The sequence below is a fragment of the Streptomyces sp. NBC_01306 genome (assembly GCF_026340465.1).
In the GTDB taxonomy this organism is placed as follows: domain Bacteria; phylum Actinomycetota; class Actinomycetes; order Streptomycetales; family Streptomycetaceae; genus Streptomyces.
On the sequence record NZ_JAPEPC010000003.1, the window covers coordinates 20,491 to 37,151 of the forward strand.

At 68.0% G+C, this 16,661-nt stretch carries 14 protein-coding genes and 1 pseudogene; 9 read left to right on the plus strand and 6 right to left on the minus strand.

What is annotated here, in order from left to right; genetic code table 11:
- Positions 1-339: 339 nt before the first annotated feature.
- Positions 340-1,185: a class I SAM-dependent methyltransferase gene (locus OG385_RS35715; protein ID WP_266861439.1), complete on the minus strand. Its 846-nt coding sequence runs from the start codon at positions 1,183-1,185 to the stop codon at positions 340-342.
- A 141-nt stretch (positions 1,186-1,326) separates the two neighbouring features.
- Between OG385_RS35715 and OG385_RS35720 the strand changes: the two genes are divergently transcribed.
- Positions 1,327-1,926, plus strand: a complete 600-nt coding sequence (locus OG385_RS35720) for a TetR/AcrR family transcriptional regulator (protein ID WP_266861437.1) — start codon at positions 1,327-1,329, stop codon at positions 1,924-1,926.
- A 234-nt stretch (positions 1,927-2,160) separates the two neighbouring features.
- Here OG385_RS35720 and OG385_RS35725 read toward each other — a convergent pair whose 3' ends face one another.
- Entirely contained in the window at positions 2,161-2,940 is a 780-nt protein-coding gene (locus OG385_RS35725) for a GntR family transcriptional regulator (RefSeq protein WP_266861435.1), read from the minus strand.
- Positions 2,941-3,158: 218 nt separating this feature from the next.
- Between OG385_RS35725 and OG385_RS35730 the strand changes: the two genes are divergently transcribed.
- From OG385_RS35730 to manD, 4 genes are all read left to right on the plus strand, one after another.
- Entirely contained in the window at positions 3,159-4,514 is a 1,356-nt protein-coding gene (locus tag OG385_RS35730; protein WP_266861433.1) for an MFS transporter, read from the plus strand.
- Between the two features lie 50 nt (positions 4,515-4,564).
- Positions 4,565-5,623 carry an NAD(P)-dependent alcohol dehydrogenase gene (locus OG385_RS35735; protein WP_266861431.1) on the plus strand — a complete coding sequence of 353 codons (1,059 nt, stop codon included), beginning with the start codon at positions 4,565-4,567 and terminating at the stop codon, positions 5,621-5,623.
- A gap of 2 nt (positions 5,624-5,625) precedes the next feature.
- A complete protein-coding gene (locus OG385_RS35740) occupies positions 5,626-7,128 on the plus strand; it encodes a mannitol dehydrogenase family protein (RefSeq protein WP_266861429.1) in 1,503 nt (500 codons plus the stop codon).
- Positions 7,129-7,250: 122 nt separating this feature from the next.
- Positions 7,251-8,465: a D-mannonate dehydratase ManD gene (gene manD / locus OG385_RS35745; RefSeq protein ID WP_266861427.1), complete on the plus strand. Its 1,215-nt coding sequence runs from the start codon at positions 7,251-7,253 to the stop codon at positions 8,463-8,465.
- Positions 8,466-8,477: 12 nt separating this feature from the next.
- Here the strand turns inward: manD and OG385_RS35750 are convergent, their stop codons facing one another.
- The gene (locus OG385_RS35750; protein WP_266861425.1) at positions 8,478-9,170 is read right to left on the minus strand and encodes a haloacid dehalogenase type II; all 693 of its coding nucleotides are present in this window, start codon (positions 9,168-9,170) and stop codon (positions 8,478-8,480) included.
- A 488-nt stretch (positions 9,171-9,658) separates the two neighbouring features.
- On the opposite strand from OG385_RS35750, the gene OG385_RS35755 reads away from it, so the two are divergent.
- The 3 genes and pseudogenes from OG385_RS35755 to OG385_RS35765 form a co-directional block, all read left to right on the plus strand.
- Entirely contained in the window at positions 9,659-10,228 is a 570-nt protein-coding gene (locus tag OG385_RS35755; RefSeq protein WP_266861423.1) for a TetR/AcrR family transcriptional regulator, read from the plus strand.
- A gap of 426 nt (positions 10,229-10,654) precedes the next feature.
- A complete protein-coding gene (locus OG385_RS35760) occupies positions 10,655-11,014 on the plus strand; it encodes a hypothetical protein (protein ID WP_266861421.1) in 360 nt (119 codons plus the stop codon).
- 48 nt (positions 11,015-11,062) lie between these two features.
- A pseudogene (locus OG385_RS35765) lies at positions 11,063-11,389 on the plus strand (transposase); the annotation flags it as partial.
- A gap of 67 nt (positions 11,390-11,456) precedes the next feature.
- Here the strand turns inward: OG385_RS35765 and OG385_RS35770 are convergent.
- From OG385_RS35770 to OG385_RS35780, 3 genes are all read right to left on the minus strand, one after another.
- Positions 11,457-12,860 carry a helix-turn-helix domain-containing protein gene (locus tag OG385_RS35770; protein ID WP_266861419.1) on the minus strand — a complete coding sequence of 468 codons (1,404 nt, stop codon included), beginning with the start codon at positions 12,858-12,860 and terminating at the stop codon, positions 11,457-11,459.
- Between the two features lie 463 nt (positions 12,861-13,323).
- Entirely contained in the window at positions 13,324-13,875 is a 552-nt protein-coding gene (locus OG385_RS35775; RefSeq protein WP_266861417.1) for a cupin, read from the minus strand.
- On the minus strand, positions 13,872-14,543 hold the full coding sequence (locus OG385_RS35780; RefSeq protein ID WP_266861415.1) for a class II aldolase/adducin family protein: 672 nt from the start codon (positions 14,541-14,543) through the stop codon (positions 13,872-13,874). Before OG385_RS35780 ends, OG385_RS35775 begins: the two co-directional genes overlap by 4 nt.
- Before the next feature lie 854 nt (positions 14,544-15,397).
- Between OG385_RS35780 and OG385_RS35785 the strand changes: the two genes are divergently transcribed.
- On the plus strand, positions 15,398-16,384 hold the full coding sequence (locus OG385_RS35785; protein WP_266861413.1) for a class I SAM-dependent methyltransferase: 987 nt from the start codon (positions 15,398-15,400) through the stop codon (positions 16,382-16,384).
- Positions 16,385-16,661 lie beyond the last annotated feature (277 nt).

The following is a 16,661-nucleotide window of genomic DNA, read 5'->3' on the forward strand; positions in this document are numbered from 1 at the left end:
CGTGGTCCGCGCGCCGGCACCCGGCCCCGTCACCTTCCACGCCAACATCATCTGTGGCATGGCCCCCGACGTGACGGGGAACTCCGTGACCGTGCAGCCGGGTCAGGTGGGCGAGTCGTCCGGGCACTGCGCCTTCTACAGCACCGGTATCGGCGGCATCAGCTGGACCGTGGGGTAGGGGGTAGGGGGCAGGAGCAGGGCCCCACGGAGGAAGCCACCCCGCGTGGCCGAAGACCGGGCGAGGCAACACGTGGGCCTGAAGGCCGCGCAGGTCCCGTACTGCCATGTGGCATCCTGCGTTCTGCCCCGTCGGCCCAACAGCGTTCGCAGGGTGACTCGTTACTTCGGCCGGTCGGCGGTGACCAGCCAGGCGGTGCTGCGCAGTCGCAGCGCACCGGCCTCCTCGTGGCGGCGCAGAGTGTCCGTGAGCGTCTGACGGGCGCGCTCCTGGACCTCTGGCGCGACCTGGCTGATCAGATGATGTCCGGGGCCGGAACCGAGCAGGAAGGCGGCCGCGTCGTCGGCGTTCTGCCCCCATGTCCCGAACGCCTCCGTGTGCGCTGCGCCGATGTGCTCGAAACCGGCGGCGGCCATCACTTCGCAGGTACGGTCCGGGTCCGCCAGGGAGAACATTCCCGGGCTTCCCTGCGCACCGAACTCCCCCACGGGCAGCAGGTGGCGCAGTGCCGCGATGGCCTGGAGCCATTCATTGCCGTCGGCCGCTGTGGCGCAGACGAACGCCAAGCGGCCACCGGGGCGCAGAGCGCGTCCGATGTTGGCGAAGGCGGCGACGGGATCAGCGAAGAACATCACCCCGAAGCGGCTGATCGCGACGTCGAATGCGCCTGGTGCGAGGGCGTGGACCTGGGCGTCCCCTTCCTCGAAGGTCACATTGCCGAGGCCTTCGTGTTGTGCGGCCTCGCGTGCTCGCGCCAGCATCGGCGCCGACAGGTCCAGCCCCAGGGCCTGGCCGCTCCGAGCTCGGCGTGCGGCCAGTCTGGTGGTACTTCCGGCTCCGCAGCCGATGTCCAGGACGTGGTCGCCCTCCTCGATCGCGGCGGCGGTGAGCAGGGGGTCGTTGAAACCTCCGTTCACGGCGTCCCAGCGATCCTGGTTCTGGGCCCAGTGAGTGCCCTCGTAACCGTTCCACGCCTTCGACTGACCGGTGTTGGCGATGTTCTGCATTCGGGACCTCCTGCTGGATGATGCGCTTGCAGAGACTAGAATGGGCATGCGCCCAAACAGTATGGGCGTGCGCCCATACTGGCAATCCCCTTGTGCGCCGGGGTGCGCCGCATGACGTCATCCCGTACCAGGAGAGGCCCTATGTCACCGCGTGGAGTGGCGATCCCCGACCTTCGTGAGCGGCTCTTCGACGCTGCGGAGCGGGTCCTGGCCCGCGAGGGCCCGGCGGCCCTGACCAGCCGGGCGATCACTGGCGAGGCGGGCTGCGCCAAGGGGCTGTTGCACGCTCACTTCGACGGGCTCGACGAGTTCGTCGCCGAACTGTGCCTGAGCCGGTTCGCGCGCACTGCACAAGAAGCCGGGGAACTCCCGGAGCGAGCAGGGCATGCCACTGTGTCCGACAACCTCACCGCGGCCGCGCTCGCACTTCTGACCTCCCTGGATCCCGCGGTCATCGGGGTCACCATGACCCGTCCCGCCACGTTCCTCCGGGTTCGCCAGGCGCTGGCGGGCGGCGCGCCGGGATTCACGGCGATCCAGGATGCGATCAACGCCTACCTGGAGGCCGAACAGCGGCTCGGCCGCATCGCGGACAGCACCGACACCACCTCGGTCGCGCTTGCCCTCGTCGGTACCGTCCACCACCTCCTGATGACCAGCTGGTCCGGCACGCTGGACCCCCAGGACCAGGCAAAGCGGCTGGTCGCCCTGCTCGTTGACGCGGACCCCAGCGGCAGTTGACCGACGGCCTGCGATGGCCTGGGGAGCCGATCAGCACGCGCAACGGGGCGACGTCGGGCAACCGGTGGTGAGAGTTCCGCCGCCGGACCGGGACCCTGCGCTCCCACCGGCCTGGCGAGAAGCTCTACGCCACCTTGAGGGCGGTCCCCCCCGACCTGACGGCGGACCGACGGGTCTGGGTGCCCGGCGGACGTCAGTCCCGCTGTGTCCCCCCCCGGCCGGGGGGGGCTGTCGTCAGGTCCGCAGTCCGGGATGGACACGGGGGCGGGCGGGCGCCGTCCCGCCGTGCGGCTCGGCGAAGAGTTCCGGGCGGTTCGCCTGGATCGTCCCGGTGTCCTCGAAGACCCCCTGGAGATGTCCGCGCAACGCCTTCTCTGCGCTCCCGGCGTCACGCTGCTCCAGTGCGTCAACCACCGCTGTGTGTTCGGCGATGAGGTTCTCGATGCGGTGGGGGAGGGGGAGGCTGAGGCGCCTGGCCCGGTCGAGGTGGGCCTTGGCGGTGGTGACCGTGCGCCACAGCGTGCGGTATCCGCTGGCTTCCATCAGGCGGCGGTGGAACGCCTCGTCCTGTTCGAAGAACGCGTCCGGGTCCGCGGTCGTGAGCGCTGCGCGCTGGGCGTCGAGGATGGCGCGCAGCGCCGCGATGTCCTCGGCGTCGGCGCGCCCCACCGCCTCGCGCAGCGCGGCCAGTTCGAGCGCCTCGCGCATGAACTGGGCCTCCAGTACGGCGTCGACGCTGATGCGGGAGACGAACGTACCGAGTTTCGGGAAGACGTCGACCAGCGATTCCTCGCCGAGCAGGATCAGGGCCTCGCGCACCGGGGTGCGGCTGACGTCGAGCTCGGCCGCGAGCTCGTTCTCGGAGAGCGGGGTGCCCGGCAGCAGCTCCAGGGAAGTGATCCGGGACCGCAGGAGTGCGTGCACGCGGACGCGGACCGACTCCTTCGCCGGCGCGGCCGGTGCGGCGGGAGTGCGGCGCGGGGTGGATCTTGTGGATCGCTGCGGGGCTGCCATGACGTCACCTTCTCACTTTCAACTGCGGAGATTCTTACATACAAGGCTTGTATGTAAGCCATCGAGAGGGTAGAAAATGTCGTCGGGAGTCCCCGTACCCCCTTCGGTCTCGCGAGCCGCAGCCCACCCCACCCGTACACCCCGTCCCCGCACGAAGGAGCCGCCGTGCCCGATGTCCACGACGCCTCCGACCGGCCAATGGCGACCGGAGGTCCCCGATGACGACGCACCCCGTCACCGAATCCGAGGCCACACAGGCCTCCCCAGGCACGGCCCACCCCACCCGGCCCCGAGGCCGTGGCAAGAACGTCCGTTGGAGCATCGCCCTGCTGTGCTTCGGCGGTCTCGCGGTCAACTACCTCGACCGCTCCACGCTCAGCGTCGCGCTGCCCACCATGTCGAAGGACCTGCACATAGGACCAGAGACCCAGGGCTTCATCCTCAGCGCCTTCTTCCTCACCTACGCGCTGTGCCAACTGCCCGCCGGTGCGCTGCTCGACAGGTTCGGCGTCAAGAGGGTCTTTGCCATCGGCGCCATCTGGTGGTCGGTCGCTACCGTCGGTATGGGCCTGGTGCGTGGCGTCGGCACACTGGTCGGGGCGCGCCTGTTGCTCGGCGCGGGTGAGGCCGCCGGCTACCCGGCCCCCGCCAAAGCGGTCTCGCGCTGGTTCCCGCGGCACGAGCGGACCCTTGCCAACAGTGTCTGGGACAACGGTGCCCGGGTCGGCACCGCCATCGCGCTGCCGCTCGTCACCCTGCTCGTCTCCGCCTTCCACTGGCGCGTCGCCTTCATCTCCTGCGGTCTGCTCGGCTTCCTGTGGATCATCGGCTGGTGGCGGCTGTACCACGAGCCTGCCGACCACCCGAAGCTCACCGGTGAGGAGCGCGCCTACATCGAGGCGGGTGGCGCCCGCGTCGAGGAGACCCCCGCCGAGAGCGCGGCCGCCGCACAGGTGCGCTGGCGCGACCTGTTCCGGTACCGGACGGTCTGGGGCATGATGCTCGGCTTCTTCTGCCTCAACTACGTCGTCTACTTCTTCATCACCTGGTTCCCCAGCTACCTCGTCGACGAGCGCGGTTTCGATCTCCTCAAGCTCGGCTTCTTCGGGACGGTCCCGGGGCTGGTAGCCATCGCCGGCTCGCTGCTCGGCGGCTTCACCGCCGACCGGCTCCTGCGCAAGGGCTGGTCCACCACCAAGGTCCGCAAGACCTGCCTGGTCTCCGGCACGCTCTGCTCATCCGTGATCGCCCTCGCGGTCGTCGTGCCGACCGCGGCCGGCGCCCTCGCGCTGCTCTCGCTCAGCTACGCGTCGCTGACCTTCGCCACCGCGTCCGTCGCCTCGCTGCCCGCCGACGTCGCACCCACCGCCGGGCACGTCGCTTCCCTCGCCGGCATCCAGAACTTCGCCTCGAACGTGGCGGGCGCTCTCGGCCCGATCGTCACCGGCTACCTGCTGGCGTCGTCCGGCGGCTCCTACCTCGTGCCGCTGCTCGTCTCCGGTGCTCTCTCGATCGTCGGCGCCCTCACCTACGCGTTCGTGATCAAGAGCGTCGAACCGCTGCAGGCCCGTTAGTTCCGGAGTTCCGGCCCGCCCCCACCCCGTACGACAGAAAGGCTCGCCCCGTGGACAGGACCACGCACCGCGCCGCCGTGCTGCACGGACCCAAGGACCTGCGCATCGAAGACCGGCCGCTGCCCGAGCCCACGGCGGGTGAGGTCCTCGTCGCCGTCCGCGCGGTCGGGCTGCGCGGCTCGGACCTGCACTACTACGCTCACGGCGAGAACGGTCCGAACGTGCTGCGGCAACCCACCGTGCCCGGTCACGAACCTGCCGGTGTCGTCGTCGGGCGCGGCGCGGGCGCGGTCGATCTGCCGCACGGCACGGCCGTCGCGGTCGAGCCCGCGCACCCCTGCGGACGCTGCGCCCTGTGCCGCGCAGGACGCTACAACCTCTGCCCCCTGGGCACCTGCTTCGGCTCCCCGCCCACCGACGGCGCGCTCGCCGAGTACGTATGCGTTCCGGGAGACTTCGTGCACCCGCTGCCCGCAACCATGGACATACGGCTCGGTGCGCTCGTCGAGCCACTCGCCGTGGCCGTGCATGCCGTCCGGCGCAGTGGGCTCCAACCGGGCGCACGGGTCCTGGTCACCGGAGCCGGGCCGATCGGCGTGCTGGTCGCGCAGGTCGCCGCCGCGTCGGGAGCCGGATCCGTTACGGTGTCCGATGTGGCCGCTGCCCGGCGGGAGTTCGCCGCCCGGCACGGCATGGCGACCGTGGACGCCGCCGACCTCACCCCCGACCCGGAGCGGGCGCACGCCCTCGCCGACCCGGACGGCTACGACCTCGTCCTGGACTGCTCCGGCGTCGGACCCGCCCTGGTGTCAGGGATCCGTGCCCTGCGCCCGGGCGGCACCGCGGTCGTCGTCGGCAACCCGAACCGGCCACTCACCGACCTCCCGCTGGCCTGGATGCAGCGCCAGGAGCTGTCCTTGGTCACCTCCTTCCGGTACGCGGCCGGGGACTTCCCGGCCGCTGTCCGGCTCGCCGCGTCCGGCCGGATCCAGCCGGCCGAACTGGTCACCGCCGTCTTCCCGTTGGAGCGGGCCGCTGAGGCCCTCGATACCGCACTCACCGACCGCACACAGCTCAAAGTCCTGATCGAGCCGGGCGGCGAGGTCTGACCATGGACATCCGCACCCTGCCCCGCCTCTCCCGAACGTGCCTGCCCGTCCCCGGTCTCACACTGCCGCCGAGCCTGCCCGAGCCCGGCATCGTCCACCTGGGTCTCGGCAACTTCCACCGCGCCCACCAGGCCGTCTACACCGCCGACGCGCTGCGCCACGCCGACGGGCCCTGGGGTATCACCGGAGTATCCACGAGCCCCGGCCGCGGGACCCGCCCGGTACTCACCGGCATGGCCGAACAGAGCGGCCTGTACACGGTGTTGACGTTGCGCCGCGACGGCGGCGTCGCGGCCGAAGTCCCCGGTGTGCACCACCCCGGCCTCGCCGCCGACGGGCAGGGCGCCGATGTCGTCGCCGCGATCGGCAGCACCAGGACCCGCATCGTCTCCCTCACGGTGACCGAGAAAGGCTACACCTTCGGCCCCGACGGACATCTCGACCTCGACGACCCACTGGTCCGCGCCGACCTGACAGGCACCACCCCCCGGACCGCGCTCGGCCTCACCGTGCGCGGGTTGCAGCAGCGGCTACGCACGGGCGCCGCACCCGTCACGGTCCTGTGCTGCGACAACCTCATGGACAACGGTAGCCAACTCCGCCGCCTGATCAGCGAGTTCATCGCCGCACTGCCCGCCGCCGAACGCGAAGACCTCCAGGCGTACGTCGACACGTCCGTGTCCACACCGAGCACCATGGTCGACCGGATCGCGCCCGCCACCACCGACGAGCACCGCGCCCTGGTCGCCCGCGCGTTCGGCGTCCGTGACACCGTGCCGGTGCCGGCCGAGCCGTACAGACTGTGGGTGATGCAGGACGACTTCCGTGCGGGCCGGCCCGCCTGGGAGGCCACGGGCGCCGTCTTCACCGATGACGTGGCCCCGTACGAACTGATGAAGCTGCGCCTGCTCAACGGCGCGCACTCGCTCCTCGCCTACCTGGGCCTGTTGCGCGGCCATCGCTCCATCGATCAGGCCGTCACCGACGACCTGATCGGCACCGCAGTCGAGGCGGCCATGCGGGACGAGATCCTGCCGACCGTCACCGAACCGCAGGGCATGCCGGGCAAGGCGTATATCGCCGAACTCCTCGAACGCTTCGCCAACCCGGCCCTCGGCCACCGCACCGCCCAGGTCGCCTCCGACGGCTCACTGAAGATCCCGGTGCGCTGGGCGGGTGTCATCGAGGAGTCGCTGGCCGCCGGGCGTGTGCCGCGCGTGCTCGCCCTCGGCGTTGCCGCGTACGTGCGCATCGTCACCGGCTGCGCCGACGCCTACGACGAGCAGGTGCTCGGCACGGTCCACGACGCAGCACGGGTGCGCCTGGCCGAACTGACCCGGCGCGCTCCTGAACCCGGCGAGGCGGCGAGACTGATCCTCGCCGAGGGCGGACTGCTGCCCCAACAGGCAGCTCGGGACGGTGCGTTCGCGAGCGCCGTGACGGAGACTGCGCGGACACTGCACACACATGGAGTCGAAGCCGCCCTGCGCTGGGCCCGCACCTGAAGCCGGTGCCGACCGCCGCCCCGTGCGGCGGCCGGCATCACCCGCACTTTCACCCCGCCCCACGAAGCGACCTTCCCTCCCTACGAAGCGACCTTCCCGTCCAACGAGAAGAACGGCACCCCATGGCCACGATCACCTCAGCCGAGGTCTTTGTCACCTGCCCCGGCCGCAACTACGTCACCCTGAAGATCACCACTTCCGACGGCGTCACCGGCATCGGCGACGCCACCCTCAACGGCCGTGAGCTGTCCGTCGCCTCCTACCTGCGCGACCACGTCTGCCCGACCCTCGTCGGCAAGGACCCGGCGCGTATCGAGCACCTGTGGCAGTACCTGTACAAGGGTGCCTACTGGCGGCGCGGCCCGGTCACCATGACCGCCATCGCCGCCGTCGACGTCGCCCTGTGGGACATCAAGGGCAAGGTCGCGGGCCTGCCGGTGTACCAGCTGCTCGGCGGCGCGGCCCGTGATGGCGTCACCGTCTACGGCCACGCCAGCGGCAACACGATCCCCGAACTCCTCGACGACGTAGGACGCTTCCTCGACAAGGGCTTCCGCGCGGTGCGCGCGCAGGCGGCGGTGCCGGGGCTGGAGCGGGTCTACGGCATGCGTAAGGGAGACGGTGCGACGTACGAGCCTGCCGATGGCGCTCTTCCCACCGAGGAAGTCTGGGACACGGGCGCCTACGTGGACTTCGTGCCGACGTACATGGCCGCTGTCCGCGAGGAGTTCGGCTACGGCTTCCAGCTCCTGCACGACGTGCACCACCGGCTCACCCCGATCGAGGCGGGCCGGCTCGGCAAGTCCCTGGAGCCGTACCGCCTTTTCTGGATCGAGGACCCGACTCCGGCCGAGGACCAGGAGGCGTTCCGCCTGATCCGCCAGCACACCACGACGCCGCTCGCGGTCGGCGAGATCTTCAACTCCATCTGGGACTGCCAGCACCTGATCACCAACCGGCTGATCGACTACGTCCGCACCTCCGTCTCCCACGCGGGCGGCATCACCCACCTCCGTAAGATCTTCTCTCTGGCCGAGCTGTACGGGGTGCGCTCCGGCTCACACGGCGCGGGTGACCTCTCCCCGGCCTCGCTCGCCGCAGCACTCCACGTCGACCTGTCCGTCCCGAACTTCGGCATGCAGGAGTACATGGCCCATCTGCCGGGCTACGAGGAGGTGTTCCACACCTCCTGGACGTTCGAGGACGGCCTGATGCACCCCGGCGACGAGCCCGGCATCGGCGTCGAGTTCGACGAGACAGCAGCTGCGAGGTTCCCGTACGAGCGCAAGTACCTGCCGGTCAACAGCTTGCGAGACGGTTCCGTTCACGACTGGTGAGTGCTGGTGCTTCTATGGTGTGGCCAGGGCGTGGGTGAGTTCGGTGAGGTTGTTCGTGTGCCAGTTGAAGGTGTCGGTCTTGCTCGGGGGGTTTCCGGTGGGTCGGTGGATGTAGGCGGTCAGTATTCCGTGGCTCTGGGCTCCGCGCAGGTCCCAGGCGTGTGCGGCAACCATGAGGACGTGTTGGGGTGGGCATTGCGCGGCGTTGAGCGCGAGTTGGTACACCTGGGGCGCGGGTTTGTAGGCCTGGGCGTCTTCGGCTGAGAGGGCTTGGTGCCAGCGGAGACCGGCGTGCGCGTTGAGGCGCAGCAGGCATGCACGGCTGGCGTGGGTGAGGGCGAGTACCGGGAAGTTCGCGGCGAGGCTGGCGAGCGCGGTGGGGGAGTCGTTCCAGGGTTTCATGCGCTGGCCTGCTGTCGCGAGTTGTTCGATGGTGTCGGGGTCGGTGAGGCCGGAGCGGGCGGCTACGTGGTGGGCTGCTTCGCGGTCGATGATGTCGGAGTTGGCGTAGGGGCGGGTCCCTTCGTGGATGCGTTGCTGTTCGTTGGCGACGTGGTTCTGCCATACGGTGAGGAGTTGGTCGATGGTCGTGTCGTCGGCTGCGGGCAGTGCGTTGCGGATGGCTGTTCGCAGGCTGCCCGGTTCGTCGACCATGGTGCCGAGGACGTCGAAGACGATGGCTTCGATGTTGTTCGCCCGGTCCATGGGGCCTCCCCATTGTGGTGTTCGGGATTGTGGATATCGGGTGTGGTGTGGCCCGAAGTGTTTTACTGCGGCACGGTGTTGGTGAGTTGTGCCCAGGTGGTCGTGCCCGGCGATATTCCGGTAGAGCGGTGACCGTGTACAGCCTGGTCGGGTCCGGCGGTCGGGGAACGGCATTACACCGTCGGCGGCGTGTCGCCACCCTGGGAGTCGGCGGGAATGAGTCCGCCGCCGACGGGTGGGTGTCCAATTTCCATTGGTTTGCGCATGGATGGCGCATGGGGTAGCTGTCCCGGTGCCGGGGTGCAGAGGGAGTGGTGTGGTTCCGTCGCTTCGGGGCGCCGGGCAGGGCGGGTTCCGTCCGGCGCCCCGGTTATTGGTGCCGGGATTCCGGGGCGGTGCGACAACTGTCGTAAGTATACCGTTGGGTGTACCGTTCGGTGGTGACTATTAACAGTGAGACCGTGGGCCGGAGAGGTAAGCGGCGGGGTATGAGGCACCTGACGCCGGCTGGTGTGAGGGTCCTTGAGACCGCGTCGCGGCTGTTCTACGAGCAGGGGATCCGCGCTGTGGGCGTGGAGGCGATCGCGGACGAGGCGGGTGTCACCAAGAAGACCCTGTATGACTGCTTCGGCTCGAAGGAAGATCTGATCGTCGCGTATCTGCGTGCTCGCGATGGTCTGTGGCGTTCTACGTTGGTGAAGCACGCGAACGATGATGATGCTCCCCCCGGTGAGAAGATCCTCGCGACGTTCAGTGCTTTGCGTGACTGGATGCGTGAGCGGAACTCGCGGGGGTGTGCCTTTATCAATGCTTCTGTGGAGTTGCCTGAGGATCATCCGGGCCGAGAGGTTGCCCGTGATCAGAAGGCTTGGCTCTTTGCGTACTTGGAGGATCTCGCGACGCAGGCCCGTGCCCAGGATCCTGCTGCGCTGGCGGCGCAGGTGTTGATCCTTCATGAGGGGGCTTGTATCGCTGATTCGATGCGGTCGGTGGATAACGCTGTTGACCGTGCTGAGCAGGTGGCAGCTGTTCTGATCGAGAGGGCACTTGCCGAGTGACCCGTGACGGCTCAGCAGTGCCGGGGTATCCGGTCACCGGAGACACGGCCACTTGGCGGGGGAGGGCTCAGTCCCTTCACTGAAATGATCTTGTGTTCAGTTTGCTCTTGTTGTTTGTTCTGGGCTACGGCGGGTTCAGCTCAGCGCGTCCGTCCTGCCGTTGCCGTCCGAAAGCCGCTCCGCTGCCCGGACGTGGTTCTGCCGTCCGATGGGGGCTGTCGGGCGGCTGTTGTGCTGTCGGACCGGTGGTCCGTGTCCCGAGCTGGATGACTCGTTTGTTTGTCTGTCGTGGGCTCTGAGGACTGTCCCGTAACTGCTGGTCACGGAGCTGCCCACGCTGCGGAAACTGTGTAGCTACTGAGTTCGCGGTGCCGGTATCGTCCGGTCTCTCGACCCGCCATACCAGCGGTCTACGTTCAGAGAGCGATGCACATGACCAGCCGGCAAGCAACGACGACCCTGTGGCGCCCCACCGGCCCCAAGGAGCTGGATCTGGTTCGGGAGCTGAACTGGCGTGCCTGGCCACCCCGGCTGCCCGAGCAGCCGATCTTCTACCCGGTCCTGAACGAGGACTACGCGATCAGGATCGCCCGGGACTGGAACGTGAAGCACGACGGCGCAGGCTTCGTCACTCGTTTCGAGGTCGAGTCGGAGTTCTTGAGCCGGTATCCCATCCAGCAGGCCGGCGGGCAGACGATCCTTGAGCTCTGGGTTCCAGCCGAGGAGCTGGACGACTTCAACGCCCACATCGTCGGCGAGATCCAGTTGGTCCACGAGTTCCGCTGAGGTGGGGAGGCTTGCTGGCGGGGCACGCTACGGTGCGATGATCCCGGCGTGGCTGGTGTGATCACGGCGTGGGAGCCGTCCAGGACAGCCCCGTTCACCGGGATGAGCCCGCGCGCCTTCGTAAAGCTGGTGACCGTGCTGCGGCGCGAGGGTGCGACCACGGTCCGCAAGGGTCGGCCGTGGGGCCTTTCCTTGGAGGAGCGGGCGCTGCTGGTCGCGGCTTACTGGTCCCACAAGCAGGGCCGGGCCCGCGTCGAGCACACCTTCGCCCGCATGAAGACCTGGAAGATCCTCCGCGACTGCCGCCTCAAAGGCGACGGAGTCCACCACGCCATGCGCGGCATCGCCCGCCTGCACAACCTCGCTCTCGCCGGACAACGAGCGGGACACACGGCGGCCAAGCACGCCCGAGGTGAGCCAAAGCTTATTTACAGGACAGCCCTTAGGCGACGAGGGAGGGTTGGGTGGGTGTGGCTGCTGGTTTGGCTGTGGGGTGTATTGCCTTCGTGGGTTGGGGTTGGGTGTCGAGTTTCCGTGCGAGGTCGGCTGCGTAGGCTCGTAGGAGGATGTGCATGTGGTAGTGGTGTTCGTCCTGGCTTCGGATGAGGTGTGCGCTGGCGAGGCTGTGGAGGAGTCGTGCGGCTTCATTGTGGGTGATGCCTGCGGGTGTGGCGGTGGTGGTGGCGTCGATGAGGTGGCCGGGGAGTATGCCTAGGAGGCGGAACATACGGGCGCTCTGTTCGTCGAGCGCTCTGTAGCTGGTGTCGAAGGCGTTGCGGAGTGCGATGTCGCCTTCGGCGAGGTTGAGGCGGGCGTGTTCGGGTTTGAGTTCGGTGGCGAGCGTGTCGGCGCTGTGGTGTTGGTGGCTGACGATGTGTTCGGCGGCGAGGACCAGTGCGAGGGGGAGGTGTCCGCAGCGTTCTGCCAGGACGGTTACGGCGCTGGGGCCGGCGTCGGCGCGTGTGTCGCCTATGATCGCGCGGATCAGCATGGCGGCTTCGGGCTGGCACAGTTCTGCCAGTGGGAGGGTGGTGGCGTCGACGCGGGACATGAGTCCCGGCAGGCGTGAGCGGCTGGTGACTATGACGGCGCATCCTGGTGAGCCGGGCAGCAGGGGATAGATCTGCTGGGCGTTGGCGGCGTTGTCCAGGACGAGCAGTATTTCGCGGCCGTGGAGGAAGGACCGGAAGGTGGCGGCCCTTTGGTCCAGGTCTGTGGGGATGCGGTCGGTCGGTACGCCCACGGCGCGGAGCAGGTCTTCGAGGACGTCGTGGGGGGCTGCTGCGGTTCCTGGCTCGGGGCCCTGGAGGTTGACGAAGAGTTGCCCGTCGGTGAAGTGGCCGTCGTTGACGGCCCGGTGTGCCGCTTGTACTGCGAGTGCGGTTTTGCCGACGCCCGGTGGTCCGCTGATGAGTGCGACGGGTAAGGCAAGGGAGTGCTGGTCGCCGGGGAGTAACCTTTCGAGGCGGGTCAGGTGGTCACGCCGTCCCACGAAGTTCTTTTTGGCCGGGGGAAGTTGGGCGGGCTGGATCCATCCTTGCTGATGGCGGGAGGCGGCTTCGAGGGCTGAGGCGATGGTGGTGAAGGTGTTTCCGACGTCGAGTTCCCGGTCGCAGGCCTCTGCGAAGCTGACCGAGGGAGGTCGTTTGTCGGTTTCGATCTTGCTGACGTGGCCCCGGTTGAAGTGTACGAGGGCGGCGAGTTGTGTGAGGGAGAGTCCTCGCTGTGTGCGGTGGGCCCGGAGCAGTTGCCCGAATGTTGCGGGACCGCCGGTACGCGGCGGGTAGCCGGCATCCGTGTGGGAAGGCCGGGTTGTTGTTGATCCCTGCGCTGGTTCCCGTACCACTTCAAGCCCCCAGAATCGTACAGATCGTCTAGAGCGGCCAGCTCCGGAGCGGAGTTGGTGGGATGCCGTGCGTACTTCAGATGCTGATTGGGCTCCCGACCCGCTCGGTGCAGGCGGCGGGGGCTGCAGGCTCGGTGGTCCAGGTCGTGGTTGCGAACTGGCTCGGGCGGGGCTGCCTATGTGTATCCAGGTGTCCACCGGCGCACTCGGCGTCGGATGTGCTGGTGGGTATCCGGATGACGACGTTGTCAGAGCCCGGGCCCCGCCCCAGGGGCCGGGAGTTGTCCGCCGGTAACATCTGTGGCGCGCAGATGCCGGGACGGAACATCGTGCCCACGTTCCTCTGCGTCCTCTGCGTTCCGCTATGCGGTTCTGCGTCGTCCATGTGGCGGCGCGGGCCTGTCACGTTGCTCGTGCCGCTCGGGGCTGGGACATCGGACGGCTGGGAGGGCGGCTGTGTCGCTCATGGTGCGACTGTCAGTTCGTCGAAGGCCGGGAACCGGGCGGCGATGCTGTCCGGCAGGAACCGGGCGGCGCAGCCGTTGTCATCCTGGAAGAAGCGGACCGCGGTGTAGTTCGGTCGTGTCCCTGCGTCGAACCAGTGCTTCGTCCGGCTGGGTATGGACAGCAGATCTCCTGCTGTGCAGAGCATCGCGTGTACCTGACCGGCGACGTGGAGGTAGAAGCAGCCGGCTCCAGCTACGACGAAGCGCACGAGGTCCTCGTCGTGGAAGTGCTCCTTGTGCCGGGGCTGGCCGGGACCGGGCGAGGTGGGGGTCATGCGTGCGATGTCGACGACCCGGTGGTTGCTCTCGGCGCTGACGTGATCGATGTGGCTCCGGTAGGCATTCATGATGGTGGAGTCGTCCGCGTCGGCGGGGAGCCGGCGGGCGGCGTGCCATCGCGCGAAGCGCACACCGATTCTGAGCAGTTCTTTGCGGATGACGTCCAGGTCGTCGCTGTGCACGGTGATCGTCTGCGGTGCGTCCTCCGGCATGATCTGCAGCAGCGTCACCGGGCACTCACCTTGGCCGTGCCGGGCTCGTCGGCGCCCGTCAGCAGGAGCAGGTGGCTGAGTTCCTCGACGCACTCCAGCCTGTTGCGCGCTTCGTCGATGTCGCGGCCGAAGGAGAACATGCCGTCGCGGTCGATGAGCAGAGCAGGCGGGGTGTCGGCGGCCGGATCATCGAGGAGGGCCGTCACGTCGTCGGCGATGAGGGACGCGTCCAGGTGGTTCGCGACGATGGGCAGTACGACCAGGCGGGGGTCCGGTACGTCGAGGCTCTTCGCCATTTCCATTTCCTCGAAGACCACTTGGCCGGTGCGGTCGGCGCCGGCGGTCCGGGTGGCAAGTGCTGTGGACCACGGTGCGTGTGCGTGGATCACTGCTCCGCAGCCGGGCAGCCGCCGGTAGAGCGCGAGGTGTACCGGGGTTTCGGCGGGCGGCCATTCGCTCTCTCCGAGCAGCGGCAGCCCTTTGAACGGGTCGACCATCACCGTGTCCTGATCGGTCATCACCCTCTTGCTCAGGTCGCCTGCGGTGATCATGACCGCTTCACCCGACCTGACCGAGACGCTGCCGAACGTTCCGGGCATCCAGCCGCGCCGGTACAGGGACTGGCAGGCAGCCGAGAGGTGTTCACGCTGCAGCTCGGCATCCTCGCTGATGCATACGGGTTTCACAGGCCCTCTCCTCCTGCGCGGGGCGACGGGTCTGTTCTCGTGCACCGGCTGCCTTCCTGGTGCCGTTGCGGTGGATCAACAGCGCGCGGTCCGGGGAGGTTCAGGGCCCCCGGAGTCGCCTGGCCGGACTGATGGAGCGACACGCGTGCATCTCCTTCGCGTGAGCGGAACGGTGAGCTATACCAACCGGTATAGTTACATGCTACGGAGTTGATTTTCCCGGTGTCAACGGCCCACTTCCCGGGTGGCTGGAAAGGCCCTTCCAGTTGCAGCCTTCCGACGTGCCTGGTAAGTGACGGGGGTGGTTTCCTCCGAGGGGGCGAGGGAGCCTGCAGCCGGGGCCTGGCGCTGACTGGTGAAGGAGCACGCGGCCGAGCCCTGGCACACGTTGGCTCGCAGGGTGTCCGAAGTGCAGTGCATGCGGGGGCGGCAGACAGCCGGGCCGGCCGCGCCGCTGTCCTCGCTGCGCTGCCCTTCCCGCCGCACCGCCATTGCAGCCCTGCGCGAGGTGTCCTGACGGCCCTTCGCCCACCGGCCGTTCGGCGTGGTCTGTCACCGGTGAACACATCCGGGTCAAGGGACTTGTGCGGCAGCTCCGGGTTTCAGGCCCTGGATGGTCCTGTTGCTGTTGCCTCGGGAGAGGCAACAGGGCAACCCTGTACAGCTTTGCGGGAGTTGACGATAGTGAAGTCACTTCCGCCGCAGGGGCGCCGTTCCTCGTGAAGGGCGCGATCCGGTTGCTGCTGGTTCCTTCGGTTGCAGGACGCCTCGTGTGCCCTTCGGCTGTCCGCTGGCCCGGGCGGGCCGGAAGTTCTCGTAGAAGCAGCGCTGTCGCCACGTCGAAGGAGGCCGAGATGGGTACACACATCGACTATGCCGAACTGGTTGTGTCGCCGAGCGAGTTTTTCCAGGTCGGGGAGCCGGAGCGGATCAAGTCATCCATCGGGCTCAGGCTGTCGGACCATTCATACCTGCCGAAGGCGGATGAGCCACGCGCCGACTGGGTCGCCAGTGTTGCTGTGCCGGCGTTCAAGACGCTTGCACGGATGGGTGTCCTGGCTCCGCGGTTCTGCACGATCGGGACGGGTGCGGGACTGGATGCCCTGGCGGCCGTGGAGATTTTGCAGGCGCGTAGCGTTGGCTTCACCGACCTTCACGAAGATGTTCTCGCTCACGCCCGGGAAAACATTCAGAGCAACCTCCTGGATCAGGATGTCGAACTGATCGGGGGCGCCGGGGACATTCTCTCCCCGCTGGCCGGCAAGGTGTCGCAGGTCGATGTGATCTACGAGAACCTCCCCAATATCCCGATGGCGGGGAGCGGTGATCTGGCTGATGGCCAGACCAGTTCGACGTTCATCGCGGAGCGCGTTGAGGAGATTGCCGGCTTCGCGGAGAAGAACCTTGTGACGCTGCACTATCTGGCCCTGCAGCAGGCACATCCGGTCCTTCGGGTCGGTGGCCGGGTGCTGTCGTCGATCGGTGCGCGGATTCCGTTGTCCGAGATCCTGTCTCTGGCCGGGGCCGCCGGTTACAACGGCAGCATCCTGACCTATACGTGGAAGATCCAGTCCGAGCCGCACGAGGTGGTCGGCGGCTATGCCCAGTGGGAGAAGGAGGGGATGGGGCCGTTCCACTTCTACCCGGTGAGCGTTCTGCGCGATGCCTTCGCGGGAATGTCCCCCGCGGCAGCCGGTGCGCAGGCTCTCCAGATGGAGAAGGAGTTGTCGCCGTACGAGATATCGGCGGTGGATGCCCTGGCACTGGTCGAGAAGGGCCAAAAGGTCGGTCACACGGTCGCGATTCTTGACTCTGTCAAGATTCCTGACTCTGCTCTCTGACACGGTTTCACCGCCTTTTCGGAGCGGCCTGTTGGCGGAGACACGGTGAAGCAGGAATTCGGCAACCACCGGTGTGGTCCTGACACGCGGTCATCGATGAAGCAACTGCATGTCCTGACCGTGTACGGCCCGATGCACCGCACTGCCGGATTCTCACCGGTCTCTGCCGGCTCCCGGTCACATGCTGTCCTCTCCCCACCGTGTCCGAACCCCCTTGCCGTCCGCGCGCTTTCCTGTTCGTACCCTTTCGTGTCGTCCGCACGCCTGGCTACATTCC